The 26,243-nt window shown below is 59.6% G+C and carries 27 protein-coding genes, 1 tRNA gene and 1 pseudogene; 16 read left to right on the forward strand and 13 right to left on the reverse strand.

Annotation, left to right across the window (positions count from 1 at the left end):
* Nucleotides 1-246, forward strand: a pseudogene (tnpA, locus tag AC13CE_RS05195) (IS200/IS605 family transposase); the annotation flags it as partial.
* A gap of 27 nt (nt 247-273) precedes the next feature.
* Here tnpA and AC13CE_RS05200 read toward each other — a convergent pair.
* Nucleotides 274-963 carry a queuosine precursor transporter gene (locus AC13CE_RS05200; protein ID WP_482971744.1) on the reverse strand — a complete coding sequence of 230 codons (690 nt, stop codon included), beginning with the start codon at nt 961-963 and terminating at the stop codon, nt 274-276.
* Between the two features lie 147 nt (nt 964-1,110).
* Between AC13CE_RS05200 and AC13CE_RS05205 the strand changes: the two genes are divergently transcribed.
* The 6 genes from AC13CE_RS05205 to AC13CE_RS05230 all read left to right on the forward strand — a co-directional run bounded on the left by AC13CE_RS05205 (nt 1,111) and on the right by AC13CE_RS05230 (nt 8,873).
* Nucleotides 1,111-2,457 (forward strand): NupC/NupG family nucleoside CNT transporter, encoded by a 1,347-nt coding sequence (locus tag AC13CE_RS05205; protein ID WP_473820772.1) that lies wholly within the window; start codon nt 1,111-1,113, stop codon nt 2,455-2,457.
* Nucleotides 2,458-2,471: 14 nt separating this feature from the next.
* The gene (locus AC13CE_RS05210; RefSeq protein ID WP_482971745.1) at nt 2,472-3,413 is read left to right on the forward strand and encodes an isopenicillin N synthase family dioxygenase; all 942 of its coding nucleotides are present in this window, start codon (nt 2,472-2,474) and stop codon (nt 3,411-3,413) included.
* Nucleotides 3,414-3,656: 243 nt separating this feature from the next.
* Nucleotides 3,657-6,164, forward strand: coding sequence for a TonB-dependent receptor (locus tag AC13CE_RS05215; RefSeq protein ID WP_482971746.1), 2,508 nt, complete (start codon nt 3,657-3,659; stop codon nt 6,162-6,164).
* A 96-nt stretch (nt 6,165-6,260) separates the two neighbouring features.
* Nucleotides 6,261-6,986, forward strand: coding sequence for an energy transducer TonB (locus AC13CE_RS05220; protein WP_221541069.1), 726 nt, complete (start codon nt 6,261-6,263; stop codon nt 6,984-6,986).
* Between the two features lie 58 nt (nt 6,987-7,044).
* A complete protein-coding gene (locus AC13CE_RS05225; protein WP_482971747.1) occupies nt 7,045-8,067 on the forward strand; it encodes a mannose-1-phosphate guanylyltransferase in 1,023 nt (340 codons plus the stop codon).
* A 236-nt stretch (nt 8,068-8,303) separates the two neighbouring features.
* Nucleotides 8,304-8,873, forward strand: a complete 570-nt coding sequence (locus AC13CE_RS05230; RefSeq protein ID WP_482971748.1) for a class I mannose-6-phosphate isomerase — start codon at nt 8,304-8,306, stop codon at nt 8,871-8,873.
* 65 nt (nt 8,874-8,938) lie between these two features.
* Here AC13CE_RS05230 and AC13CE_RS05235 read toward each other — a convergent pair whose 3' ends face one another.
* From AC13CE_RS05235 to AC13CE_RS05250, 4 genes are all read right to left on the reverse strand, one after another.
* Nucleotides 8,939-9,241, reverse strand: coding sequence for a polyhydroxyalkanoic acid system family protein (locus tag AC13CE_RS05235; RefSeq protein ID WP_482971749.1), 303 nt, complete (start codon nt 9,239-9,241; stop codon nt 8,939-8,941).
* Nucleotides 9,241-9,999, reverse strand: coding sequence for a hypothetical protein (locus AC13CE_RS05240; RefSeq protein ID WP_482971750.1), 759 nt, complete (start codon nt 9,997-9,999; stop codon nt 9,241-9,243). Before AC13CE_RS05240 ends, AC13CE_RS05235 begins: the two co-directional genes overlap by 1 nt.
* 2 nt (nt 10,000-10,001) lie before the next feature.
* Entirely contained in the window at nt 10,002-11,249 is a 1,248-nt protein-coding gene (locus tag AC13CE_RS05245) for a toxic anion resistance protein (protein WP_482971751.1), read from the reverse strand.
* 294 nt (nt 11,250-11,543) lie between these two features.
* Nucleotides 11,544-13,277 carry a fatty acyl-AMP ligase gene (locus AC13CE_RS05250; RefSeq protein ID WP_482971752.1) on the reverse strand — a complete coding sequence of 578 codons (1,734 nt, stop codon included), beginning with the start codon at nt 13,275-13,277 and terminating at the stop codon, nt 11,544-11,546.
* Between the two features lie 129 nt (nt 13,278-13,406).
* Here AC13CE_RS05250 and AC13CE_RS05255 point away from each other — a divergent pair, with 129 nt between their 5' ends.
* The 4 genes from AC13CE_RS05255 to AC13CE_RS05270 all read left to right on the forward strand — a co-directional run bounded on the left by AC13CE_RS05255 (nt 13,407) and on the right by AC13CE_RS05270 (nt 15,379).
* Nucleotides 13,407-13,985, forward strand: a complete 579-nt coding sequence (locus tag AC13CE_RS05255; protein ID WP_482971753.1) for a regulatory protein RecX — start codon at nt 13,407-13,409, stop codon at nt 13,983-13,985.
* Nucleotides 13,986-14,104: 119 nt separating this feature from the next.
* A complete protein-coding gene (locus AC13CE_RS05260) occupies nt 14,105-14,455 on the forward strand; it encodes a DUF192 domain-containing protein (RefSeq protein WP_482971754.1) in 351 nt (116 codons plus the stop codon).
* A 40-nt stretch (nt 14,456-14,495) separates the two neighbouring features.
* Nucleotides 14,496-14,891, forward strand: coding sequence for an NADH:ubiquinone oxidoreductase subunit NDUFA12 (locus tag AC13CE_RS05265; RefSeq protein ID WP_473822824.1), 396 nt, complete (start codon nt 14,496-14,498; stop codon nt 14,889-14,891).
* Between the two features lie 2 nt (nt 14,892-14,893).
* Nucleotides 14,894-15,379: a DUF2155 domain-containing protein gene (locus AC13CE_RS05270; protein ID WP_221541050.1), complete on the forward strand. Its 486-nt coding sequence runs from the start codon at nt 14,894-14,896 to the stop codon at nt 15,377-15,379.
* On the opposite strand, the gene aat is transcribed toward AC13CE_RS05270, so the two are convergent.
* Complete coding sequence (aat, locus tag AC13CE_RS05275; RefSeq protein ID WP_482971755.1) at nt 15,328-16,011, reverse strand: leucyl/phenylalanyl-tRNA--protein transferase; 684 nt, start codon at nt 16,009-16,011, stop codon at nt 15,328-15,330. The two genes, AC13CE_RS05270 and aat, sit on opposite strands and share 52 nt — an antisense overlap.
* 86 nt (nt 16,012-16,097) lie before the next feature.
* On the opposite strand from aat, the gene AC13CE_RS05280 reads away from it, so the two are divergent.
* Both AC13CE_RS05280 and AC13CE_RS05285 read left to right on the forward strand, forming a co-directional pair.
* A tRNA-Trp gene (locus tag AC13CE_RS05280) sits at nt 16,098-16,173 on the forward strand.
* A gap of 53 nt (nt 16,174-16,226) precedes the next feature.
* Nucleotides 16,227-17,117 (forward strand): LOG family protein, encoded by an 891-nt coding sequence (locus tag AC13CE_RS05285; RefSeq protein ID WP_221541046.1) that lies wholly within the window; start codon nt 16,227-16,229, stop codon nt 17,115-17,117.
* Here AC13CE_RS05285 and thiD read toward each other — a convergent pair.
* The 3 genes from thiD to glmM are packed head-to-tail and all read right to left on the reverse strand — an operon-like array spanning nt 17,114 to nt 19,493.
* On the reverse strand, nt 17,114-17,935 hold the full coding sequence (thiD, locus tag AC13CE_RS05290; protein WP_482971756.1) for a bifunctional hydroxymethylpyrimidine kinase/phosphomethylpyrimidine kinase: 822 nt from the start codon (nt 17,933-17,935) through the stop codon (nt 17,114-17,116). The two genes, AC13CE_RS05285 and thiD, sit on opposite strands and share 4 nt — an antisense overlap.
* Complete coding sequence (locus AC13CE_RS05295; protein WP_221541043.1) at nt 17,932-18,156, reverse strand: DUF1272 domain-containing protein; 225 nt, start codon at nt 18,154-18,156, stop codon at nt 17,932-17,934. The genes thiD and AC13CE_RS05295 overlap by 4 nt, the downstream gene beginning before the upstream one ends.
* Nucleotides 18,156-19,493, reverse strand: a complete 1,338-nt coding sequence (glmM, locus tag AC13CE_RS05300) for a phosphoglucosamine mutase (protein ID WP_482971757.1) — start codon at nt 19,491-19,493, stop codon at nt 18,156-18,158. Before glmM ends, AC13CE_RS05295 begins: the two co-directional genes overlap by 1 nt.
* A gap of 172 nt (nt 19,494-19,665) precedes the next feature.
* On the opposite strand from glmM, the gene AC13CE_RS05305 reads away from it, so the two are divergent.
* Complete coding sequence (locus tag AC13CE_RS05305; protein WP_482971758.1) at nt 19,666-20,277, forward strand: superoxide dismutase; 612 nt, start codon at nt 19,666-19,668, stop codon at nt 20,275-20,277.
* Nucleotides 20,278-20,334: 57 nt separating this feature from the next.
* Here the strand turns inward: AC13CE_RS05305 and AC13CE_RS05310 are convergent, their stop codons facing one another.
* Genes AC13CE_RS05310 through AC13CE_RS05320 form a run of 3 tightly spaced genes read right to left on the reverse strand, consistent with a single transcriptional unit; the run spans nt 20,335 to nt 22,355 of the window.
* Nucleotides 20,335-21,510 (reverse strand): AI-2E family transporter, encoded by a 1,176-nt coding sequence (locus AC13CE_RS05310; protein WP_482971759.1) that lies wholly within the window; start codon nt 21,508-21,510, stop codon nt 20,335-20,337.
* A gap of 54 nt (nt 21,511-21,564) precedes the next feature.
* Nucleotides 21,565-22,173, reverse strand: coding sequence for a sigma-70 family RNA polymerase sigma factor (locus AC13CE_RS05315; RefSeq protein ID WP_221541036.1), 609 nt, complete (start codon nt 22,171-22,173; stop codon nt 21,565-21,567).
* Complete coding sequence (locus tag AC13CE_RS05320; RefSeq protein WP_221541035.1) at nt 22,173-22,355, reverse strand: NepR family anti-sigma factor; 183 nt, start codon at nt 22,353-22,355, stop codon at nt 22,173-22,175. Before AC13CE_RS05320 ends, AC13CE_RS05315 begins: the two co-directional genes overlap by 1 nt.
* Nucleotides 22,356-22,617: 262 nt before the next feature.
* Here AC13CE_RS05320 and AC13CE_RS05325 point away from each other — a divergent pair, with 262 nt between their 5' ends.
* A complete protein-coding gene (locus AC13CE_RS05325; RefSeq protein WP_482971760.1) occupies nt 22,618-24,249 on the forward strand; it encodes a CHASE domain-containing protein in 1,632 nt (543 codons plus the stop codon).
* Nucleotides 24,250-24,417: 168 nt separating this feature from the next.
* Here the strand turns inward: AC13CE_RS05325 and AC13CE_RS05330 are convergent, their stop codons facing one another.
* A complete protein-coding gene (locus AC13CE_RS05330) occupies nt 24,418-25,209 on the reverse strand; it encodes a response regulator (protein WP_482971761.1) in 792 nt (263 codons plus the stop codon).
* Between the two features lie 182 nt (nt 25,210-25,391).
* Between AC13CE_RS05330 and AC13CE_RS05335 the strand changes: the two genes are divergently transcribed.
* Nucleotides 25,392-26,108 carry a Crp/Fnr family transcriptional regulator gene (locus AC13CE_RS05335; RefSeq protein ID WP_482971762.1) on the forward strand — a complete coding sequence of 239 codons (717 nt, stop codon included), beginning with the start codon at nt 25,392-25,394 and terminating at the stop codon, nt 26,106-26,108.
* The last annotated feature ends 135 nt before the right edge of the window (nt 26,109-26,243 follow it).

A 26,243-nucleotide genomic window follows, 5' to 3' on the forward strand; every position in this document is an offset into this window, starting at 1 on the left:
CGATCACGTCCATATGTTCGTTGAAATCCCACCGCATATCTCGGTCAGCGACTTCGTGCGCCGGGTCAAGGGGCGGTCCTCGCGCAAGATCCAGCAGGAGTTCGAGCATATCCGCAAGCGCTACTGGGGCCAGCGCTTCTGCAGCGTGGCTACTTCTCAACCACGTCCGGAAACATCACCGACGATATCATCATGCGCTATCTCGACCGCCATACCCACAAGCAAGGCTTCAGCCCTTCGCCATGAACCTACCGGCGTCAGCCGGTCAGTCATTCAGAGGTGGCGTCTGTCCAGCCATTTCGCCAGCGCTACTCCGCCCGTGATGAGGAAGGGCACGAGCACTATGCTGAGGGCGACCTTGGCGATTACCTGCCCGATGAGAAGCGGGGCGATGTCGAATTCGCCATAAAAGGCCAGTGTTACGAAAATCACCGAATCGATTGCCTGGCTCAGCGCGCTGGCAATCGCGCCGCGGGCCATGAGTCCGACAGTGTTACCGTCTCCAGATCCCCTCAGGCGGGAAAATATCCAGACGTTCAATAGTAGCGAGACAATATAGGCTGCAGGACCGGCCGCCATGATGCGGGGAGTTTGCGCAAGGACTGTCTCGAAGGCATTGAGGTCAGAGCCACGGTATTCAAGCATCTCGGAAGAAGCAGGTAACCACAAGACCAGGAATATGAGCGCGGCGGAAAAGGCGAGTGGGAGAAAGCCCCACCAGACCAGCCTCTGTGCGAGCTTTTCTCCGTAAAGCTGTGCGATCGTGCTGGAAATTACCACCAGGCCGAGAAAGGCGAAAATGCCGGACTCCACGGCAAGCCGGGTAGGCCACAGCTGCACCTGTTTGAATGCCAGCACGCCCGCGATCACGGTCAGGCCGCCATAAAGGACCAGGAATACGAACAGGCCCAGCGGCACGGTGGCTGCGGCGATGCGGGTTTGATTGGCCGGTTGCTCGATCATGGTTCTGGAAGCGCTGTCTCGTGACTGGTGATAGCCGAAGCTGGAAGTGCGACCGTAAATTGACTAAGCGGAGCCGCCGCGCAAGGTAGCGGCCGATTTCATCCGCAACTAGTCTTTGTTGCTCCAGTGCAATGCGAAGGGGTCCGCATGCCACCTGTCGTTATCAATATTCTCGGGATCGTCGCGATCCTGGCCATCGCCTTCCTTCTTTCCACGGGTAAAAGGCGGATCAAGCTGCGCGTGGTAGGCGCTGCGTTTGCGCTTCAGGCGATCATGGCGTTGCTCGTATTACGGACACCGTGGGGAGTAGAGGCGATCCAGGCGATGTCGAACGGCGTTATCGCATTGCTGGATTACTCCAAGGTGGGGATCGAATCCGTTTTTGGCCCGATGGATGCCAACCCCTTCGCCAATACCTTCGTCATCGCGGCACTGCCGGTGATCATCTTCTTTGCCGCTCTGGTTTCCATATTGTATCACTGGGGCATAATGCAGCGGCTGGTCCGTTGGGTCGGCGGGGCGATCGGCTGGATCACCGGGATCAGCAAGGTCGAGGCGCTCGGCAGTGCGGCGAACATTTTTGTGGGCCAGTCCGAAAGCCCGCTGGTGGTGCGCCCCTATCTGGCTGCGCTGACGCCGAGCCGTCTTTTCACCCTGATGGCAGTGGGGATGGCTGGCGTGGCCGGAACGATCCTTGCCGCCTATGCCAGCTTTATCGGCGAGGATGCCGTTCCTTTCCTGCTTGCGGCGGCCTTTATGTCGGCGCCCGGTGGCATATTGATGGCAAAGATCATTATGCCCGACGACGATAGCCCGCTGGCCCGCGATGCGGCGGAACTTTCCGGCGTCGAGCCCGAAGACGAGATCGTTCTGCCGAAGACCCGCATCAGCGCCGAGGGGCCGGCTGCCATTACCGAGAGCGGTAAGCCGCACGAGGTCACGGTTGCCGAAACTTTCGAGGAAGGTCACACGCCCGCCAACGTGATCGAAGCAGCCGCGCAGGGCACGCAGACCGGTGTTAAGCTGGCCGTGGCAGTTGGCGCGATGGTGCTGACCTTTGTTGCGCTGGTTGCACTCGCCAACGGCGTTCTCGGCGGGATCGGCGGATTGTTCGGCTATCCCGATCTGACTTTCCAGTTGATCCTTGGCTGGATCTTCGCACCTGTGATGTTCCTGATAGGCATCCCCTGGGATCAGGCTGGCGCCGCGGGCGGTTTGTTCGGCACCAAGATCGTGCTCAACGAATTCGTTGCTTTCATCCAGCTGGGCGGCATGGATGCCGGTATCCTGAGCGATCGCAGCCGCGCCATCGTCACTTTCGCGCTGTGCGGTTTTGCCAATTTCAGTTCGATCGCGATCCAGATGGCGGTGACGGGCGGCCTCGCGCCTAACCAGAGGCCGGTTATTGCTAAGCTGGGTATCAGAGCGCTGGCTGCCGGCAGTCTCGCCAACTTAATGAGCGCGGCGCTGGCGGGGCTCTTCCTTCCGTATTAAAGGGCGCAGACATTATGACCGATTCTAACACCGATATCGCGGTTGTGTCGCTGGTGCAGCCGTTGGACAGCATTGCCGAAGAACTCGGTCGGAGCTTCGAGGAATATGGATTTGCGGTAATCCGCGACCATGGCATTCCGCAGGGGCTGATCGACAGGGCCGAGGCTATGTCGAAGGAATTTTTCGCTCTGCCCGAACATGTGAAAAAGGCTTACCACATTGTCGGTGGGGGCGGGGCACGCGGTTATACGCCCTTCGGTACCGAGAAGGCGAAAGACGCGAACGTTCACGACTTGAAGGAATTCTGGCATGTCGGTCGCGAACTGCCCGAAGGTCATCCGCTGTCCGAATATATGGCGGACAATGTCTGGCCCGACGAGGTCGAAGGATTTCGCGAGACCTTCACGAAACTATACGCCGCTTTCGAAGAGGCCGGGGGTCGCGTGCTCGAGGCGATCGCCATCCACCTCGGCCTGCCGCGTGAATTCTTCGCGCCGACGGTAGAAGACGGCAATTCGGTCATGCGTCTTCTGCGCTATCCTCCGCTGGAGGGGGAGGAGGCCGAAGGGGCAATCCGGGCCGCCGCCCATGGCGACATCAACACCATCACTCTGCTCCTAGGCGCAGAAGAGGCGGGCCTCGAGCTGCTGACCCGGCAGGGACAGTGGAAAGCCGTCGAGGTGCCGGAAGGTGCGCTGGTCATCAACGTGGGCGACATGCTCGACCGTTTGACCAACGGAAAACTGCGCTCGACCACGCATCGCGTCGTGAACCCGCGCGGCGAAGCGGCATACCGGGCACGCTACTCGATGCCGTTTTTCCTGCACTTCCGGCCGGATTACGTGATCGAAACCTTACCCTCGTGCATCGACCCGGAAAACCCGTCGGATCATCCAGCTCCGATTTCGAGTCACGACTACCTGATGCAACGCTTGCGCGAGATCAATCTCGCCTGATGCACGGTCTGTCGACAGGCGCAGGCAAACTTTTCTAAAGCTGTGTGCTTTTTGCAACAGCAGTAAACCTCTGAAATACAAGGGGAGTTTTGTGGTCCGCGAGGTATTGTCCACATTACTGTCACGGTTGTCTTGACTCTGTCATAAAACGATAGCTTTGCCGAAACATCGTCAGCCTAGCGGGGCGGCGCATCTCCAGTGCTACCATGTTTTCAATCCGAAGAGACGAAGGGGTCTTCTCCGATGAAGTTCAAGTATCTTTTGGCCACCTCTGTGGTTGGTCTATCTGCAGTGGCAGCGACGCCTGCTTTCGCCCAGTCGACGGGTTCCGTCGATTTCGAAGAAGACGATGAAGTCATCGTTGTCACCGGCGCACGCTTCGACGGCGTGGGCGGGGTCGAGGTTCCCGACACGTCGAAGGCAAAGCAAGTTCTGAATGAAGAGGTCATCCGTCGCCAGCGCCCTGGGCAAACCGTAAATGACATCGTCAACTTGGTGCCTGGCGTCAGTTTCCAGAACAACGATCCTTGGGGTTCTTCTGGCGGTGGCTTCACCATTCGCGGCTTTGGCTCCGACCGCGTTTCGCAGACACTTGACGGTCTTCCGCTGAACGATTCGGGCAACTACGCACTTTACACTAACCAGCAGGTGGACCCGGAAGTACTCGAAGAGGTTAACGTCAACCTCGGTACCACCGACGTCGACAGCCCGACCGCTTCGGCGACCGGGGGCACGATCAACATTCGCACACGTGAGCCGGGCGACGCACCGGGCATCACTGCTACGATGACCTATGGCGACGTTCTTGCCGAAGGCGCAGAAGACACCCTCTACGTTCGCGGTTTCGGCATGATCGACACCGGCGACTTCACCGGAATGGGCACTAAGGCTTTCGTTTCGGCCAGCTACACCACCTATGGCGTTCCGTACAATCCGTATGGTCGTGTCAACAAGACGCAGGTAAACGGCCGTATCTGGCAGGATATCGGTACGAATGGCGACTTCATCTCTATTTCTGGCCACTTCAACCAAAACCGCAATAATTTCGCTGGTTCGGAATTCATTGGCGATCTGCTCGGCTACTACGAGGGCGATTTCAGCAAAGAAGACCGTTTCAGCGCTTATGAAGGCGCTGGCGAATATCCTTGCTCGGTCGACCCACGGGTTCTGGCTGTCGAGGCTGGCGGCGTGGGTAGCCCTGGTGAAGGCCTCGACTACAGCGATCGCGAGCCGAGCTGTGGCGCAGCCTTTTATCGCCGCTACAACCCCTCGGACACCGGCAACATCCGCGGTTCGTCGCTCTTCTCGATCACTGACAATCTGACCTTCACGTTTGATCCGAGCTATCAGTACGTCAAGGCAAATGGCGGCGGTCCCGACGACCTGCGTGAATCGTTCTTCAATGTGGGCGACACGGACTACACCGGAGCCTTCAATGGCGGCTACTTCTTCGGCCGTGATCTCAATGGCGACGGTGATCTGGACGACGAGATTGCCGGAAACGACCCAAGTCAGACGCGAACCAATCGTTACGGCGTGGTCGCGAACCTTATCTATGATATCAACCCGGATCACCGCGTTCGTCTCGCTTACACCTGGGACCGCGCGCGTCACCGTCAGACGGGTCAGATCACTTACATGCTCGGCAATGGCGAAATCAGCGATCCGTTCGCCATCGACAATCCGTTGCTTGATGTGAACGGCAACGAAGTAAACAAGCGTGACCGCTTGTCTTTCGCGATCCTGCATCAGGTTTCGGGTGAGTACCGCGGCGAGTTTGGCGATCTCACCGCCATTCTCGGTCTTCGAGCACCGTTCTTCACGCGCGAACTGAACCAGAATTGCTACACGACGTCGGAGAATGGCTTCGTCGATTGCCCCAATCCGGGCTTCGACGTGACTGCCTACGAAGAAGCGAACCCAGATCACGTTGCGCCTCTGTCGCGCGAATACAAGTATGACGAACTGCTTCCGAACATCGGACTGATCTACGATTTCGGTGGCAGCGGTTTCTCGGTATTCGGCAATTATGCCAAGGGCCTTTCGGTCCCCGGTACCGACCCGCTTTACGACTCGCTGTACATCCCAGACGACGAGCGTGCACGCCCGGTTCCGGAAACGACCGACAGCTTCGACCTCGGCCTGCGTTACACCATGGGCCGCATCGAAGCTCAGATCGGCACGTACTTCACTCGTTATAACAACCGTCTGGCTTCGGCGTTCGACCCGACGGCGAACAATGGTGAAGGCGCAACTGTTTTCCGTAACCTCGGCGAGGTCGATAAATACGGCATTGACGGCTCGATCGCATGGCGTCCGACGAACAACACACTGTTGTATGTTTTCGGTTCCTACAACGACTCCGAAATCAAGGACGACGTACAGACTGAAGATGGCTTCCTCGCCACAGCAGGAAATGCCGAATCTGGCACTCCCCGTTTCTCCTTCGGTGGTCGTGGCCAGGTCTCGTTCGGAAACTTCGATCTGGGCGCGCAAGTCAAGCGTACCGGTCCGCGGTTTATCAACGACCTGAACACCGATGAAGCTCCTGGATATACGATCGTCGATCTCGACGCTCGCGTACTGCTCGGGGAATTCCCGACTGGTGGCGACGTTGCACTCCAGTTGAACCTGACCAACGTGTTCGATGAATACTATATCGGCTACTTCGGCGGTTCGCTCGACGGCTTCGGCTTCGCGCAGATCGGCGCTCCGCGCGCCGGCAGCATCTCGCTGGTAATCGGCTACTAAGCCGACTTTCAGATCATTACGCAGGAAAGGGCGGTCCTTCGGGGCCGCCCTTTTCGTTTGCAGGAACGCCTAAGGTTATTACCCTGTTCTTATACCATGGCGAAACCGGCGACCAATTTCAGTTCGAGTAAGAAACGGCCCAATCCTTGGACGATCCTCGTGATCGTCCTCTTCCACTTGCTTGTGCTCTACGGCCTTGCACGGGCATTGGCGCCCGAATCGGTCGCTAGCGTGGAGCGATCGGTCGTGTCGGCTTTTACCGTCACGGTCACCACACCGGAGGAAGAAATGCCGGTAGTTGAACCTCAGCCGGATGAGGGCGCACAAGGCGATCCGGGTGAGGAGGCAGTGCCGCAGCCCGTCACCGCCCCTACTCCCCGGCGGCAGGTGCGCGAAGACCGTCCCGTTCCCCGTGCCTCTTCGACCGGTGCTGCAAGCACCTCGGGGGCTACACAGTCGGGCGAGGGCACCGGGGCCGCAGGAAGCGGCCAGGGAACCGGTGCAGGACGGGGTGGCGGTGGCCAAGGCGGCGTCGCGGCGACCAAGCCGGTCCTGACCCGTACGATCACCGATGTTCGTGCCTTTCCGATTCCACCTGGTGGCCGGCAGGCGCGCATTGGGGAGTCGGTTATCGTCAGGCTGGCGGTTTCGGCTGAAGGACGGGTGACTGCCTGTTCGGTTCATCGTCCGAGCCCCTTTCCCGAGACGGATGCCGTTGTCTGCCGACTATCCTACGATCAGATCCGCTTCGAACCTGCGCGCGATACGCAAGGAAATCCGGTGCCCGCGATCTTCTATTACCAGCAACGCTTCTTCAACTGACAGCGCGCCTCTGCACAGCTATCTAGCCCGTAACGCCAATCATGGGGACACGTCGCAAGTGATACAGCCGGTTATCCTGTGCGGCGGTTATGGAACGCGGCTGTGGCCGCTTAGTCGGCCGAACCGGCCCAAGGCGTTCCTCAAACTCCTTGGGGAGCGTACCCTGTTCCAGCAGGCGCTGGATCGTGTCGCCGATCCTGCACATTTCGCGCAACCGATTGTGGTTGCGGGTAGGGATCACGCGAATCTCGTTGCAGAACAGGCCGTTCTCCATTCGCTGATCCTGGAACCCGAGGCGCGTGATACGGCACCCGCAATAGCATTGGCCGCCGCGCGTCTTTCGCCCGAAAGTGTCATGCTCGTCTGCCCCAGCGATCATTATATCGCCGATAGGGAGGCCTTCCTGCGGGGGGTTGCGAGCGCGGAAACTCTGGTGGCCGAGGGGTGGCTGGTTTGTTTTGGCGTCAACCCCGACCGGGCCGAAACCGGTTATGGCTATATCGAATTGGGTGACAGCTTAGGGCATGGAAACCGGATTGCGCGGTTCGTCGAGAAACCCGATGCCAATACTGCACGCAGCTATGTCGCGCGGGGCGACTTTGTCTGGAACGCGGGGATCTTCGTGCTGCGGGCCGGAGATTATTTAAGCGAACTGGAGAAGCAGCGTCCGGAGATGGCGCGCTGGGTCAGGCTGGCGGTGGACGGTGGGCATGAAGACCGCGGTGCATTTCATCCAGCAGTGCAGGAATTTTGCGCCATCGAAGGAGAAAGCGTTGATTACGCAGTGATGGAGAATACGCAGCGTGCCGCCGTTGTTTCTGCCGATATGGGCTGGACCGACGTGGGCAACTGGGACGCCCTGCGGACTGCACGAACGGCCGACGGGAAGCGCAATGTGGTTTCGGTCGGCAATGCCGAGCTGATCGATTGCCGCGGCGTCATGATCGAAAGTGATGGGCCCAGGGTTTCGGCAGTCGGTCTGAGGGATGTCACAATCGTGGTCGATGGAGACGAGGTGTTGGTTGTCGCACACGGATCGGCCTCGAACGTCGCGAAGCTCAGAGGAATCAAGGGGGAGTGACCCGATGCGGAATTCTCTCGACGACCCGACTGGCCAAGCCTTGGGGGCGCTGCAATCTACCTGCCGTGTTCGCGGACCCAGGCAACGAACCGGTTGGCGAAATCTGGTTCGAAAGCCCCCCGCCACTCGCAACAATTCTGGCCAAATACCTCTTCACAGAGGAGCGTCTATCGGTTCAGGTCCATCCTTTTGCCGCGAACTCTCAGACAGGCTCAGGCAAGGACGAATGCTGGCTCGTGACCGACGCGCGGCCGGATGCGAGACTGGCGGTCGGGTTTCGTGAAACTGCTGACGCGGATGCCGTCCGCGATGGTGCTATTGATGGGTCGATCCTGTCCATGCTCAACTGGATCGACGTGAAAAAGAACGATTTCATTTATGTCCCTGCAGGAACGGTACATTCGATGGGGGCGGGGCTCACGCTGATCGAAATCCAGCAGAACACCGACATTACATACCGGCTGTACGATTACGGGCGCGATCGTACTTTGCATCTAGACCAAGCCATGGCCTCGATCTGCCTTGATCCGCATCCGCCCGAATTGCGGAGACGTATAGACGCAAGCGCCGAACAGCTCCTCGTCGAAGGGCCTTACTTTGCTGTCGCACAAAGTATCGGCAAACCATCGCAAGGTTTGCTGGCGCGTCTTCCGGGGCCGGTGCAGATATTGCCCGTGGATGGCAACTGCAGCATCGATGGAGTTGCTATCGAGCCGGGCGCATCGGGTTGGAGTGAACGACTCGACCGCATCGACTTCTTGGATCACGGACGCTGCCTCATCGTCGCTAATCCGTTGCCGACCTAGCCGACTGGTTTACGCATGATCGTGAAAATTTGGCAGCATCCGATCGGTTCGCCGCGGGTTGCAATCTATTCTGCTGCCAACAGCTTCTGACCCTTCTTGCGGATTGCCCCGGCAATGATTGGCTCGACGAACGAGAGGGCAGGTGGCAGGTTGACCTCGAAAACCACTTGCGTCTCCTCGATCAATACCTGTGCCCGCGTTACATTTCCCATGGCATCGATATCCAGCGCCATGCGGTCCTCGTCGGGCCAGCTGGTAGTCACATTCGCCATCCCGCCCGGAATAGCATCGCCGATTTCATGGCTGCGTGCATGGAGGCGGCGACGTACCTCTTCCTTGCCGAGAGTATGCTGCAACGGAACTCGCATCAGTCCTTGTTCTCCAGCTGCGGCGAGGTTTGCACGCCTTCCCCGAATTTGTAGTCGAGATAGCGGTGCTTGATCGCCAGATCGTCAAGCGAGCCTTCTGCCAGCTGACGGGTGATACTGTCGATTTCTCCGCTGATCTTGCCAAGGCTGTCAGCCAGTTGTTGGTCGGGGGTGGTTCCCGCACGCTTTTCGGCGCGTAAATGAGCGGGAATCTTCCGATAGCTGTCGATCATTTCCGGCAACTGCTCGCCTATCAGGCTGCGTACTTCACGCGCCTTGGGATGGTTTTGATCGACGCCCTGGAGTTGCAGGCCGAGCGCATCGAGCTGGACGCCCATATCACTGACGATTTTGGCAGCCGGGGCAGGCAGCGCGGGGCGCTGATTTTCCAGCCAGAGCTCGGTCCGCGCGACCATATCCTTCACATTCCCCTTGTTGAGGCTCTCTCTCTTAGGGGTGCGTAGTTTTGGATAATTGCCCAATACCGCAATGGCGATGACGCTGGCGACGAGCACGGCCATCACTCCGGCGAAACCTATCCCGTCGATCACCATGCCCGCTACACCGGCAGCTACCCAAATCCCGAACAGGGCAATCAGGACGTTGCGAATTCGGCGGGTCCACAGGTCCCGCTTGATCTTCGCAGAGCCCGCGCCGATCGAAGGTACGCGGCGGTGCCGCCCGCCCGAGCGGTTGTCGTCGCGCACAGTGCGTGCGTCCTGAATGATCCGTTCGCTGTCACGGGTAAGATCGCCCATAGTCAGCCTTCGATGCTCAAGAGGCCGCTTTCGGCCACTTGCTTCTGCGCCTGGGATTGCCCCTCGGCACGCGCAATATAACCCTTCGACTTCTCGACCTCGTCGGACAGGACGGTGACCGTCTGCTTCATGCTTTCGAGTGCACGGATCTTGAACTCGTCCACTTCGTCCATCGTGTCGTAGATGTTCTGGAAGGCACGCTGCAGGGTCTCCAGCGGAATGGTGCTGGCAGCAGCCTGCTCGTGAATCTTGCCGGTCTGATCGCGGAGCATGGTCGACGTACTGTCGATGATGCCCGCAGTCGTATCGTTGAGCGCGGTGATCTGGTTGAGGACGAGGCGCTGGTTGGTCATTGCCTCGGCTACAGTCACTGCCGTGCGCAATGCTCCGACGGTCGTAGTGCTGGCGCGGTCGACCCCCTTTACCAGCTCGATATTGTTTTTCTTGACCAGGTCCAGCGCGAGATAGCCCTGCACGCTGACCGCCATCTGCGTAAGCAAATCCTGAGTGCGCTGGCGGACATAGAAGAGCGCGGTTTCCCGTATCGCCTTGGCCTTGGCCGGATCGGTCGCGTCGAGCTCGGCTGCCTTATCCTCCAGCTTTGCATCGAGCGTGTTGGAGATATGGATCATCTGTTCCAGATTGCCCATGGCTTCCCACAGCTTCTGCCGTTCGACGTCGATCGCGGCATTGTCCATGATCAGCTCGTCTTTCCCGCTGGCGAGATTGGAGAGGATCGACTGGATGTGCGTTTGCGCGCTCTGGTAGCTTCGAAAGTAATTGGTCAGTTTGTTACCGAAAGGGATAATGCCCAGGATCTTGCGCGTACCCGAAAGCTTCCCGCGCTTGCCCGGATCGAGATCTTCTACGACGCGGCGCAATTCGGCGAGATTGGCGCCGACGCCCTCGTCCTTGTCCATCGCGCGTACCGGGCGGTCCAGAAAGCGGTTGGACATACCCGCCGCAGCCATGATTTCCTTGCGGCCCATATTGGTGAGCTGATCGACCTTCTTTCCGAATTCGGGAGAATTGGCATCCTGCGCTATCAGATCTTCGATGAAACCGTCGACCTTGGTTTCGAGCTTGCTCTTCACATCTTCCGATACGGGCACCAGGCCGGCCGCTTTTTCCGCGGAGACTGCCGGCACGGGATCTGGCGGTGTCAGGTCGAACTCGGGCGGAGCCGCCGTCGTAGCGGGGGCGGACTTGGTCGCGCGGGCGGTTTCTGCCTGCGATTTTGCGTCACTCATGACTGGCGATAACCTCCGTATGAATCCTTTGCCTGTATTAGGTGCGTAAGACGCATTCTTCAAGGCGAACCGAGCCTAGAGGTCAAATGCCTCGGTACAAAGAACAATCCATAATATCGATGAATCGCCGATCTTCGGCGGATTGCAGCTAAATTACTCGATGCGAATCCCCCAAGGCATCCGCGCAGGGTTCGCCACCGGCCCGGCAGCTGCACTCTGTCGGCACACTGCAATGTAGGCGCGAAATCTCCGCCAGGATATTTCCGGCAGCGCGGGGATCCATCGCCTGCCGGGTCAGGCGGCGAGGTCGAGCGGTTGAATCTCACCCGCAAGATAGAGGCGTTTGGCTTTTGCGCGGCTCAGCTTACCCGAACTCGTGCGCGGCAGCGTGCGGGGTGGGACGAGTTCCACGACGCAGCTCATTCCAGTAACCCCGCGGACCTTATCGGCGATCTGGTCACGCAGCCTGATCCGTTCCTCGGGCTCGGACACACGGCAGTGGACCAGTACTGCCGGGGCTTCCTCGCCATTTTCGGTATCGATGCTGAAGGCAGCGATATCGCCATGGTTGAAGCCGGGCAATTGTTCGACCGCCCATTCGATATCCTGCGGCCAGAGGTTCTTGCCGTTGATGATGATCATATCCTTCGCGCGGCCGACGACGAACAGATAGCCATCCCCAAGATAGCCCATGTCGCCGGTGTCGAGCCAGCCGCCGACGAGACAGTCCCGGGTCGCCTCCTCGTTGCGGAAATATGAGTGCATCACGCTTTTGCCGCGGCACCATATCTTGCCGATCTGGTGATCGCCCTTGACCATGCCCTGCTCGTCGCGGATCTCGACCTCCATGCCCGGAAGCGCCTTGCCGCAATTGACGATGGCACGATAGCGCGCCGGTTTGGACAGGTCGCGGGGACGACCGGACAATCGCTCCTCCTCGACCAGTTCCACACGGATACCCTCGCCAGGCGGCATGACGGTCACCGCCAGGGTTGCTTCGGCAAGGCCGTAGCTCGGAGTGAAGGCACTTGCTTTGAAGCCTGCTTCCGCGAAGGCATTGACGAAATTCTGCATCACGTCGGGGCGGATCATATCTGCACCATTGCCTGCAGTTCGCCAGCGTGAGAGATCGAAACGCTCTGACACGCTGCTCTGACTGGAGATGCGGCGAGCGCAGATGTCGTAACCGAAAGTCGGCGAATAACTCAGCGTGTTACCTTTGTTGCGGCTGATGAGATCGAGCCAGGCCAGGGGGCGGCGGGCGAAATGTTCGGTACGAATATAGTCTACCGACGCCTGGTTCGCGATCGGCGACAAAAAGCAACCGACCAACCCCATGTCGTGGTACCAGGGCAGCCAGCTGACTACCCGATCGTTCTCGCCGAGATCTACGCCGGTTGCGTGGCCGAAAAGATTGTGAAGCAGTGCCTCGTGGGTCACTGCAACCCCGGTCGGGAAACGGGTCGATCCGCTGGAATATTGCAGATAGCTGATGTCGTCCGGGCTTGCCTTGGGCAAATCGCATTTCGGCCCTTCGCGCTGGGCGAACACATCCCAGCTTTCGCCGTCGCAGCCCTGCTTGTCAGCGGCTGCCTTGGCCATTTCCGCGATTTCGGGAGGATAAAGGAGAATCTTCGGATCGCTGCTTTCAAGTTGCACCGAGAGCTGGTCTATATAGCTATCCTTGCCGCCGAATGTCGTCGGCAAGGGTAGCGGCACCGGCCACGCGCCGGCATAGATGCAGGCGCAGAACAGTGCGGCAAATTCGGCGCTGGTTTCGGCGACAAGCGCCACGCGATCTTCCTTGCCGATCCCCGCGGCGACCATCTTGTAGGCGAGCGAGAGGGCGTCCTCGCGCATTTCGGAATAGGGGTACACCTTTTCGAGAGCGCCCCGCATATCGTGAAAATTAAGGCCCTTTGCGCTGCGCGCAGCGTAATCGATAGCGTCGTTGAACGTAGCGAAATCGCTCCGGCGACGGGGCAGATCGCAATCGTTCGGCGTCGGCGTCAAAACGGCGTCGGTCATATTTTCTCTTGTATACCTTTTGAAAACAATGCCTTGCGGCGACCCTCACGCAGTTGGCTGCCGAACTCCCACACACGGCAGCCAATCGAACTTTCCCATTCGATAAGGTTTATGGCACGAATATGGCCGATGCCCGACCGTCATGCAACTCCAAGGCGCACCCGTCGCACTCCAAAACCGCTCGACCGCACCCGGTTGAACGACCTCGCGCTACATTATGTCGCCCGCTTCGCCACCTCTTCGGGCAAGCTCGAGAACTACCTAAAGCGTAAGCTGCGTGAGCGTGGTTGGGAAGGTGAGGGTGAGCCCGATATCAAGGGGCTCGTGACCCGATTTGCCGAAAAGAACTACGTCGATGACGAAGCCTATGCACGCATGAAGGCGGGTGGTTTGCTTTCCCGAGGCTATGGCGCGCGGAGGGTGGAGGAAAGACTGCGCGTCGACGGGCTGGACGATGACGTTCGGCAAGCGAATGCTCCGGACGAGAAGGAGGCACGCGAGGCCTTGGTCGCGTATCTACGCCGACGGCGTTTCGGCCCCTTTGCTGTCCCGGCGCAGGATCAAGGCCCGGAAACCGCACGCAAAGCACGCGAAAAGCAGCTTGCTGCAATCTTGCGGGCAGGCCATTCGTTCGAACATGCCCGGCGCGCAGTCGAGGCGAAGACACAGGTGGAGCTAGAGGAATGGGTCGCGGAAGCACTGGATTAATAGCCGGGTTATGCGCTGCTCTCGCAATTGCCTGCTCACCGCAGCCCGGTGCAGATAATGCTATAGCAGAGCAGGCGCGACCAGCCGTACACCCGGTTTCCGGACTTGAGATCATTCCCGTGACGGTTTCGTCCGACGAGGCTTCGCACGAATTCCACGCAGAGCTGGCAGACACACCCGAGCTTCAGAAAAAGGGGCTGATGTTCCGCACGGAGTTGGGGCCGGACGAAGCCATGCTTTTCCCTAACGAGGAGCCCACTGCACGCAGCTTCTGGATGAAGAATACGCCGATCCCGCTCGATATCATTTTTGTCGGGCTGGATGGGCGGATTGCCAATATCGCCGTAATGGCTGAACCTTATTCGGAGGAGCCGGTCTATTCGATCGGCTCGACAAGTGCTGTGCTGGAGATTTCCGGCGGCCGGGCCGAAGAACTCGGGATTGAGCCGGGCGATCGGGTATCGTGGTAAGCGCTTGGCGCGCGCGCACGAATCGGCTAGGCGCGGCCTCATGAATTTCCTCGGCAAGATCTTCACCTGGTGGGAAGGTGCGACCCTCGGCACGCTTCTCTGGAGCTGGCGCAATGGCGAACATGTCGGCACCGATGCACAGGGCAACAGCTACTATCGCTCGAAGCCCAAGAAGGGACAGCGCGAGCGCCGTTGGGTAATCTACGAAGGGTCGAACGATGCCAGCCGGGTGCCGAGCGAATGGCATGGCTGGTTGCACGGCGCTTTCGACGACGTACCCGAAAGCAACCTGCCGCCACCACATATCTGGGAAGCCGATTATTCGCCCAACGCGACTGGTACCGCGACGGCATATCGGCCTCAGGGCGCACTCGAACGGGGTGGCAAGCGCGCCCGTGCAGTGGGCGATTACGAAGCCTGGTCGCCGGACGCCTGAGGATGGTCCGCGCAGTCGCGCTTCTCGCTCCGCTGGCCATGCTTGCGGCCTGTACGGAAGATTCTCCGGAACCCGAAGCGGTCGAAACCGAAATTCCGGAGAGCCTGCAGGACGTCGAACTGCCGGAGGACGTTTCCGAAGAGGCCGCTATCGGGACGCCCATGGAAGAACGGGTCGCTACTATCGGCCTGCTCAACAAGCGCAACAATCTAAGCCAGGAATTGGAACTGAGCCCCGGCGATCAGCAACGCGTCGGAGACGTCATCATCCGCCTGCGCGCCTGTGAGCGGACCGCCCCCTGGGAATTCGACAAGGACGAAGGCGCATTCGTTCAGGTGCTGGTGCGTGAGCGCGGTTCGCAAAGCGATTTCCGTCGGATATTTTCCGGCTGGCTGTTCAAGAACAAGCCCTCGATCAACGTCGTCGAGCATCCGATTTACGATGTCTGGGTCAAATCCTGCGCAATGGAATTTCCCGGCGAAGAGTGAGCGTTGGCTGCCGCAATTGCAGCCGGGATAGTGGATGATGGCTGCCCTCGCGCAGTGAACAACCGTTCCACATACGCGGCCTGCGGCATTTCCACCGCACCGAGTGTGCCCAGGTGCTCCGTCATGAACTGGCAGTCCAGCAGCACATAGCCTGCGTTCCGCATGGCCGCGACAAGCCAGGCGAGCGCAACCTTGCTGGCATTGTCTGCGCGGCTGAACATGCTCTCACCGCAGAACACCCTGTCGAAGGCGACCCCATAGAGGCCGCCTATGAGAGCTTCGCCTCGCCAGACTTCCACCGAGTGGGCATGACCTGCTCGCTGAAGAGCGATGTAACTCGCTTCGATCTGGTGGCTGATCCAGCTCTCGGCATGTTCCTCCCGCGGTTCGGCGCAGGCGGCAATGACAGCGGGGAAATCCTCGTCGCAGCTGACGCGGTATCGATCCTGGCGGATGACCTTGCGAAGACTTTTCGACAAGTGGAAGCCGTCGAGCGGAATGACAGCCCGTTCGCGCGGTTCGACCCAATAGACTTCGCGGTCGCTGCGATGGTCGGCCATGGGAAAGACCCCACTGCGATAGGCACGCAGCAGCAACTCTACGGGGATCGTCTCGGGCACGGGGGCATGCATCCTCGCATCCTAGCACTTTGCGCTTCGCCGCGATACGCGTCTTGCCAAGCGCGCGCGGCTCTACTAATGCGCGCGCTCCAAGCTGCAGGGGTGTAGCTCAGCTGGTAGAGCATCGGTCTCCAAAACCGAGGGCCACGGGTTCGAATCCTGTCACCCCTGCCATTTTCCTCTTCGATGACTTGTCGATGAGACGTGCCCGCAGTATCGGGCGCGCCATGACAGAAGAAGAAAAGCAAAAGCGCGATCTCAAGGACCGCAAGTTTTATCCCGCCGAAAAAGAGGCCGAGTTCGAGAAAAAGGGCCTCGCGAAGCACACTCCGCAGACGGCGCATCCTTCCTACAAGCTGGCATTCCAGGATACGGAATTCCTCCTTCGCGAGGAATTGCGGCCGGTTCGCTTCCAGCTCGAACTGCTCAAACCGGAAATGATTCTCGACGAGGCCGGCGTCGGTTCGACCATGGTCATGTACGGCAGTGCGCGTATTCCCCCGCCGGAATCGGTGGAAACGGCGCTCGAAGGAGCGAAAGACCTGCCCGACGACGAACGCAAGGTCGTCGAAAGCCTCGTGGCCAAGAGCAAGTATTACGGTGAGGCCCGCAAGCTCGCCCGGATGGTTACCGAAAAGTCGATAATCGAGGATGGCAAGCGGCAGTTTGTCGTTTGCTCGGGCGGCGGGCCCTCGATCATGGAAGCGGCCAACAGAGGTGCCAGCGACGCTGGCGGCGAGAGCATCGGCCTTAACATCATCCTGCCACACGAGCAGGCGCCCAACCAGTATGTGACTCCCTATCTCTCGCTCAACTTCCACTACTTCGCCCTGCGCAAGATGCACTTCCTGCTTCGCGCCAAGGCGGTGGCCGTGTTCCCTGGCGGTTTCGGCACTTTCGACGAATTCTTCGAGCTGCTTACACTGATCCAGACCGGCAAGATGAAGCCCATGCCGATCCTGCTTTTCGGCAAGGATTTCTGGACCCGCGTGGTGAATTTCGAAGCTCTGGCCGAAGAGGGCACGATCTCGAAAAAGGACCTCGACCTGTTTCGCTGGTGTGAAACCGCCGACGAGGCATGGGAGCATATCGCTGGCTTCTACGAACTCGAACGCTAGTCTTCCTCGTCCCTCTTTAACTTGCGGACCGCTTGATGACCGAGCGGGCCGTTGCTGCTGCCGAAGCCCGGTGCCTGTTCGATTGCAGCGCGGGTGAAGGCACGTGAAATGCGGATGGCATGGGTGAGCGGCTGGCCGTGGGCGAGCATGGTTGCGAGCGCAGAGGACAATGTGCAGCCCGTGCCATGCGTGTGGCGTGTCTCGATCCGCTGATGGCCGAAGCTCGCGATCTTGCCGCTCGAGGAAACGACATAGTCGATGACCTGGTCGCCATCGCCATGTCCTCCCTTGGCCAGAACGATGGTGTCCTGTTCCTCGGCTAATTCGCGCGCTGCTTCGAATACTTCGTCCGGCCTGATTTCCTCGCGCCCAGTAAGCGCGGCCAGTTCGGGAAGGTTGGGCGTGACGACGGTCGCGATCTGCATCAGTGCGCTAAAGGCACCGATGGTGGCGTTGTCGGCCAGTGTCGATCCGCTGGTGGCCACCATCACCGGGTCGAAAACGATTGCACCCGCAAAAGTATCGAGCCGCTCGGCGAGGCGCATGGCGATCTCGGGCGAACCAAGCATGCCGATCTTGATCGCATCGGCACCGATATCGGACAGGCAGCTGTCTACCTGGCCCATGACCAGGTCGGGGTTCAACGCCTCGACTGCCTGCACACCACGCGTGTTCTGCGCGGTAACGGCGGTGATCGCGCTCATGGCATAGCCGCCGAGCATGGTGATGGTCTTGATGTCGGCCTGAATTCCCGCTCCTCCGGAAGAATCCGAGCCGGCAATGGACAGCACGCGGGGCGGCGCGGGTGTGACGCTCATCCCTTGTGCTTTCGCTGGGCGCTGGGCGGATATTTGGCCTGGAGCTGCTTCGACCTGGTCGGACGATCCATCAGTTCGCCACCGCAATTCGGACAGAGATCGTCGAGTTGGTCCGCGCAATCGGCGCAAAACGTACACTCGAAACTGCAGATGAACGCGCCGGGATTATCAGCCGGCAGGTCTGTGCCGCAGCGCTCGCAATCGGGACGCATTTCCAGCATCAGACAGCCTCTGTCACGGCAGCGCAGATGCGATCCACAACAGCCTTCACCTGCGCCTCATCGTCGCCTTCCGCCATTACCCGAATTACCGGTTCAGTCCCCGATGGACGGATGACAAGGCGCCCCCTGCCCTCAAGTTCCGTCTCGACGTCGGCGATGACCGATTTCACGGTCTCATCTTCGAGCGGCTTTCCGCCAGAATAGCGCACGTTCTTGAGCAGTTGCGGGACGGGCTCGAAAATATGAAGCAACTCGCTGGCTGGCTTGCCAGAGCGAACCAGACTGGCGAGGACGCGTAGCGCAGCCACGGTACCGTCGCCTGTGGTGCCGTAGTCGGACAGGATCATGTGGCCCGACTGTTCTCCGCCCAAATTGAAGCCTCCCTCGCGCATCCGCTCGAGCACGTAGCGATCCCCCACTTTAGTCCGCTCCAGTGTCAGGCCGATGCTTTCAAGATAGCGTTCGAGGCCGAGGTTGCTCATCACGGTGGCCACCACGCCGCCGCCCTTCAAATTGCCTCGTTCGAGCAGGCGCGAGGCAATGAGCGCCATGATCTGGTCGCCATCGACGGCCCTGCCTTTCTCGTCGATCACAATCAGCCGATCGGCGTCGCCATCGAGCGCTATGCCGATATGTGCGCCTGCTTCGATCACTTTCGCCCTGATCGCGTCGAGGGAGGTGGACCCGACACCCCGATTTATGTTGGTCCCGTTGGGTGCGACGCCCATCGCTATGACATCCGCGCCCAGTTCCCAGATGGCGGAAGGCGCAACGTGATAGGCAGCTCCATTGGCGCAATCGACCACCACCTTCAGCCCATCGAAGCGAATGTCGCTCGCCACCGATTGCTTTACCGCGTGGATGTAGCGCCCACGGGCATCTTCGATCCGCTCTGCACGGCCGATCCTGTCCGGGCTGACCAGCTGTGGTTTCTGCTCCATGAGCGATTCGATCGCGCTTTCGGCCTGGTCCGACAGCTTATAGCCATCGGGCCCGAACAGCTTGATGCCGTTGTCCTCGAATGGATTATGGCTTGCCGAGATCATCACGCCGAGATCGGCACGCATCTCGCGTGTCAGCAGGGCGATGGCAGGTGTGGGGAGGGGGCCGGTCATCGTAACGTCCATGCCCACGCTGGTGAAGCCGGCGACCAGCGCGCTTTCGATCATATAGCCCGACAGGCGGGTATCCTTGCCGATGACCACGCGGTGACGATGTTCGCCACGCAGGAAATGCGTGCCGGCCGCCTGGCCGACTTTCATCGCGATCTCAGCGGTCATGATACCGCCATTGGTGCGTCCGCGAATGCCGTCGGTGCCGAAGAACTTGCGAGCCATGAATACCTTTCGTTTTTGCCGGTTGCCTTGTGACGCGATTGGCGCCCCAAGAAAAGACCGCTCAACCCCCTTTCCGTTCCGGTTGTCGCAGCCTAGTGCAACCTCGCACGCTTCCGTGCGTTAGGGTCGCGAGTACGGAATTTTTCACACGAACCTACAAGGGGACCACTCAATGGCTTTCGAGCTGATCGACCTTCCTTACGAAGATACCGCACTAGAGCCTGCCGTTTCGGCCAAGACGCTGAGCTACCATCACGGCAAGCACCACAAGGCCTATATCGACAAGACCAATGCAGCCGTTGAAGGCGGCGACCTTGCCGACAAGAGTCTGGAAGAGGTTATTGCGGCTGCGCGCGGCAGCGACCAGGGCCTGTTCAACAACGCTGCGCAGAGCTGGAACCACGGCTTCTACTGGCACTCTCTGGCGGCAAAGGAGACTTCCGCTTCGGACGAGCTGAAGAGCATGATCGACGAAGCATTCGGTTCGATCGACGGTCTGAAGGACAAGCTGAAAGAACGCGGCGCCGGCCATTTTGCAAGCGGCTGGGTCTGGCTTGCGGTCAAGGACGGCAAGCTTTCTATCGAGGAAACGCATGATGGCGATACGCTGGCGGATCAGGACGGCGTAACTCCGCTGCTGGTCATCGACCTGTGGGAACACGCCTATTATCTCGATCACCAGAACGCGCGTCCGTCCTACCTTGAAGCAGTGAGTTCCAAACTGGACTGGAGCTTCGCCAGTGAGAATCTGGCCCGCGGTACTACCTGGCAGTATCCCGGCTGATCACCAGACTGGTGAAATGCGAAAAGCCCGCTGCGCTTTCAGGCGTAGCGGGCTTTTTCATGACCGTTCTTCTTCCTGCGACATATCTAGGATATTGTTGGCGAACAGCGGCTCTCCGAAGATGAATCCCACCAGGTTCGGCCGGCCGACATGGTCGAAAAGTGCTGTGAGCATCAGCAGGATCGGGACCGACAGGAGAGCCCCGAACACACCCCAGATCCATGTAAAGTACGATAGGGCGATAAGAATCATGACAGGGTTCATGGTGAATCGCGCTCCGAGCACGGATGGGGTGACGACATTGGCCTCGACAGTATGGAGTGCGAGGTAGGCTGCGGCGGGGATCAGGCCGACAAACACCGTTTCCGCCGTGCCGATTCCGAACAGGGCCAGCAATCCGACCATGATCGTCGGTCCGATATAGGGCAGGAAATTCAGGATCGCGGCAAGCCCGCCCCACATGATCGGCGCCTCGACGCCGAGCGCCCAGGCGCCGAGCGCAACGAATATCCCGACGAAGGCGTTTATGAGACCGACAGTAAGAATATAGGCGGCCACGCGATCCTGCACTTCACGCAGGACCCGGGCGGCTTTGATGCTGGTGCCGAAGCTGCTGCGGCCGAATAGAAGGCGCTGTCGCAGCCGGACGCGCGCCTCGATCATAAAGAAGGCCATGAGAAGGGTCAGGATCGTCTCGATCACGAAGCTCGGCGTTGCGAAGGCGAGTTCCTCAAGCAGGCTCGGGGTGGCGACAACCACCTCCTGCGACCCCTCGCTTTCGACCAGCTCGGCCAGCTGCTCGTTGATCTGGGCTATCCAGGCAAACTGGTTGCGCAATTGGGTGAACCGCTCGCCCACCTGTTGCAACAAGTCGGGCAGTTCCTCGAACAGCACGATGGCAGGCTGTAGTATGAGCGCCAGCGCCAAGAGCAGAATCGCGAAGAACACCAGCAGGGAGATCAGCGATGCGAGCGCGTTGGGTAGCCCGAAGCCGGTAAGTTTGTCTGCCAAAGGCGAAAGGATCACCGTCAGGATAATGGCGGTGACAACCGGTAGGAATACGACCGAGCCGATGGAAAGGACGAAGGGAAGGGCCAGGAATAGGCCGAGGCCGATCAGGACGACCAATGCCGAAATCAGCCGCAATTCCTGTTCGGCAAACGTAAAGCGCCGTCCATGTGCACCCGCCGCGGGCGGAGTGGCGACCTTTGGCTCGGGATCGACCTCGCTCATCCCCATCCTATCTGTCGTGAAGACATGACCGGAGCAAGCTGGTCATGGTCTCCATCAGTTGCGCGCTGTGACACCTTGTCCTGCAGCGACATCGTCAAGCTCTTCGAGAATGGCCCGGTGAGCAGTGTCATCGTCAAGCGAACGGCGGGGGATAGCCCCCTCTGCCAGCATAGTGTTGAGCGCGGCACGGGCGCGCCCGACACGGCTTTTTATCGTGCCGACGGCGCAGCCGCAGATATTCGCGGCTTCCTCGTAAGAGAATCCGCCGGCCCCGACGAGAAGCAGCGCCTCGCGCCTTTCGGGGGGGAGGGTCAGAAGTGCGCGGTGCATGTCCGAAAGGTGGATCGGCTCTTCCTGCCCCGCAGGGGCGGTGAGAATCCGCTCGGCAACCGTTTCGTCATATTCGCCGCGAAAGCGATTGCGCCGCATGTCGGTAAGGTAGGCATTGCGCAGGATGACAAACGTCCATGCGCGCATGCTCGTGCCGGGCTGGAAGCGCTCCTGCGCCGCCCAGGCCTTGAGCAAGGTTTCCTGAACGAGGTCATCTGCCATATCTGCGCGCCCGCACAGCCCGCGTGCAAAAGCGCGCAGGTGCGGAACCACGTCCGTGAGCTCTCGCTTGAAATCGGCCTTTTCCGAGGCCGTACGTTTTTCGACCCCCATCAGTCCTTCGTATCCAGTTGCGAGAGAAGATCCTTGAAGCTGTCGGGGAGTTCTTCCTCCACGACGGAATCGTACAGACGGCGAAGACCGTTGGTCCAATCGGGCCGGTCCTTGCCTTCGTGTTTCGCTTCCTTGCCAGAACCCGGAACGGGCTTGTGTCCGGAAGATGAATCTACGGTCATTGTTTGAAGAATATGTCCTTGCCTCGGCGAACGCAACGGCGCTTGACGCGCGTAGCCTCGCCATTCGATCCCAGTGGTTCACGCAAAACGTGACTTTTGCGGATTGGTTCCACCCAATTTCGGAAATAGCGTGGAAAACTGCGGTGAACCGTGGAACTTTCGATGTTTCGGCGGATAGTAGGCACGACTGGGGCAGAACGTATAGAGGCAACCACTGGCACAAAACGATCTCATGCGCAGGGGGAGGCGGAGACGGTGGCTGGTGGACTTTCCGCGTGCGGTGCCGCTCGCCATTTTCCTGCTTGTTGCAGCTGTAACCGTCCTCAGCGTTTTTTCGATCGAGCGCGGTGAACGGGTCCGGGCCAGCGCGGAACTCCAGCGTCAGGCACAGCTGATGGTTTCTGCGGTAGAGCGGCGTGCCTATTCGAACTCTTCCTTCCTCAGAGCCGGCGCGGCACTGTTCGGGGCGCAGAACGATATAACTGCCGATCTCTTTCGGCAGTTCGTTTCCGAATTGCGCCTCGATGCGGATTACCGGGGGGCCGAAGGTATCGGGTGGGCCCCGGCCATTTCCTCCGACCAGATCGAGCGGTTCGAGCAGCAACTGAACCGCGGGAAAATCGGCCTTACGCACGTTCAGCCCACACTTGCAGAGCAATATCGTCAGCAGCTTGTGCCGATCCTGTATCTCCAGCCCGACACACTGCGCAATCGCCGCGCGCTCGGATATGACATGTATTCGGAACCGACCCGCAGAGCGGCGATGGATCAGGCGACCCGAACCGTTCGTCCAACGGCCAGCGGGCGGGTTACCCTTATGCAGGAAGGCGGCAACGACGAGAGCGGCTTTCTCATCTACATGCCCGTTTTCGATGGTGCAGGAGCGAACCGCTCGTTGAAGGGATTTGTCTACAGTCCGTTCAACGCGTCGCAATTCCTCGATTCTGCTGCGGAGCTCAGCACTTCCGGGCAGGCCAGCGTCCGGCTGTACGACATCGATGGCGATGAGCGTTTGCTGATGGCCGAGACAGGTGGATGGAGCGCCGAAGGTGAAACCGTCGAGCGTGAGATAGATCTTGCCAATCGCCCAATGCTGCTGGTCGTCCAATCCACGCGCGATGCGGCACTTTCTTCCCTGTCAATGATCACACTTCTCTTCGGACTTGCCGTTGCGAGCCTGCTACTGGTCGTCGCCCGATTGCTGACGCAGCAGGCGCAGGAGGACAGCCGCTCGCTCGAATGGTTCGCGCTGCAGAATTCCATCAGGAATTCCCTGACGCGCGAGCTGAACCACCGTGTGAAGAATACTCTCGCCAATGTCCTCTCGATCGTCTCGCTGACGCGCCGCCGCGCGACTTCGCTCGACGAATTTGCGGAAGGCATCGACAACCGCATTCGCGCTCTGTCGGCGACCCATGATCTGCTGACCCAGTCGGAGTGGGGAACGACGCCCGTCCGTTCGGTCATCTCGGTCGAGCTGGCGCCCTATACGAACGAGCGGGATCACGAAGTCGTGACAGAAGGGCCGGAGGTGGAACTCGCCCCGAACGATGCATTGTCGCTTGGGCTGGCGGTTCACGAACTCGCTACCAATGCTGCAAAGTTTGGCGCTCTGTCGATGCCGGGCGGCAAGGTCTCGATCACTTGGGAACTCGTCAACGAGAGCCTCGCGCGGATCGAGTGGATCGAAAGCAACGGGCCGAAAGTGAACCTGCCTCAAAAGCGCGGGTTTGGGACCGACTTGATCGAAAAAATCGTGGCACATGAGTTGCGCCACCCCGTCGAACTGGAGTTCCACCCCGAAGGTGTTCGCTGCACCCTGCTCGTTCCCGTACGCGAGCCGAGCGAGTTCGCACTGAGAAGCAATCGCCGAACGGCTACGCGCGGCCATTGAAGCGTAGCAGCAAGCGTAGTCTATGCGGCCTGATTTCACATAAGCAGAGCTATAGTGCTTCAGCTGCCCCTTCGGTGAACGCTCAGGCTGGCCGACTTGACCGGAAACACAAAGAAGGGCCGCCCGGATATTTCCAGACGGCCCTTTCCCTTTTTATTTCGGTGGAGTTCAGCCCAGTGGGCGACTGGAGCCGAAGAACAATGCCTGGCTGATAGCCGCGCGAACGGTCTGTTCCTGGAACGGCTTCGTCACGAGGTAGGTGGGCTCGGGACGGTCGCCGGTAAGCAGACGCTCCGGATAGGCGGTGATAAAGATCACCGGCACGCTGTCGATGGCGAGAATATCGTCGACCGCGTCGAGCCCCGATGAACCGTCGGCCAACTGGATATCGGCGAGTACGAGCCCGGGCGTCTTCTGCGCCACGACTTCCTGCGCCTGGGTGCGGGTGGCGGCGGTGCCGCAAACTTCGTGGCCGAGCGACGTTACGAGGTCCTCGAGCTGCATCGAGATCAGCGGTTCGTCCTCGATGATGAGTACGCTGGTCGCGCTTTCGCGGTCGATTTCGCCGACTGCTTCCTGGACGAGATTTTCTATTTTGTTCGGTTCCAGCTCCATGATCTCGCCTGCCTGTTCGATCGAGAAATCTTCCAGTGTGGTCAGCAGCAGAGCTTGACGGTTGAGCGGCGTGATCGATTTCAGGCGATCCTGTGCCGCACCTTCGTGACCGGTATCGCCTTCGCTTTCGGGCACGTCCATATATGCGCTCGACCACACCTTGTTGAAGGCGCGATACAACGGCACACGACCGCCCTCGAGCGAGGATTTGAGCTGCTCGTCCGCGAGTGCCGCTTCGAGGGTGGCGCGGACAAAGGCATCTCCGGTTGCCTGCGATCCGGTCAGAGCACGGGCATAACGGCGGAGATAAGGTAAGTTTTTAGCAATCTGGTCACCAAGCGACATATAACCCCTTCCGTGGTTTGCGCGTGGAGAACGCCCCGCATCGGGTTCGGTTCCGGTCGGATCCGCTAAAACGTTCGAATTGACAATGGACTGAATTGCGACAACGAATTGCAGGCTCGGTGGTAGCCATCGGAGAGGTCAGGGGGCGCAAATTGACCGAAGTAACCAATCCATATGATTGCATGAATTGTCCGCTGCAGGATTGCCGCGAATTGCGTCCTCTCGAGCCGGGGCAACGCGCCTATATGAATTCCATCAAGCAGGGTGAGAAGCTGTTCGGGCGGGGGGATACCATCCTTCGCGAAGAGGAAGATGCCGGATTTCTTTATACCGTGCTGGAAGGTGTATTGATCCGCTACCTTTCGCTGGAAGACGGACGCCGTCAGATTGTCAATTTCATGTTCCCCGGCGATCTGGTGGGTTTGCAAGGAGCGTTCGACCAGCCTTCCAGCCACTCGGTAGAAGCGCTGACCGATGCGCGTCTGTGTGTATTCAAGCGGAGCGATTTCGTTCACCTGATCACGGAGAATCCGCGTCTCGGCTATGATGTCACCTGGCTGGCCGCAAAGGAAGAGACGGCGCTTGAGAGCCATATCGTCTCGCTCGGTCAGCGAAGCGCCAAAGAGCGCGTGGTATTTCTTGCCGTCTGGTTGCTCGATCGCGCGATTTCGACCGACATAGTGCAGGAGGGCAACGTCCTCCAGATTCCCGTCACGCAGTCGCAGATCGCGGATATGCTCGGGCTGTCCCTGGTTCACACCAACCGCACGATGCGGGCCCTGGATCGGGAGAATCTGGTCCAATGGGATAAGCGTGAAATCTGTGTGCCGGACATGAAGAAAGCCTCCGATTTCGCCAGTTTCGAGCTATCGCGCAATGGGCGGCGGCCCTTCATCTAGAGCGCAGCGAGAACGCAAGCGGCGAGAGCGAAAATTTTTCGACCGGGGCGGGAACCCGTACCGAGCTGGCTCATTTAGGCTATGTCACCGCCGAGACCCCCCTCCCGTCCAAGCGGCTGGTGATACGATCCCGAA

Source organism: Qipengyuania sp. B-5, assembly GCF_056857815.1.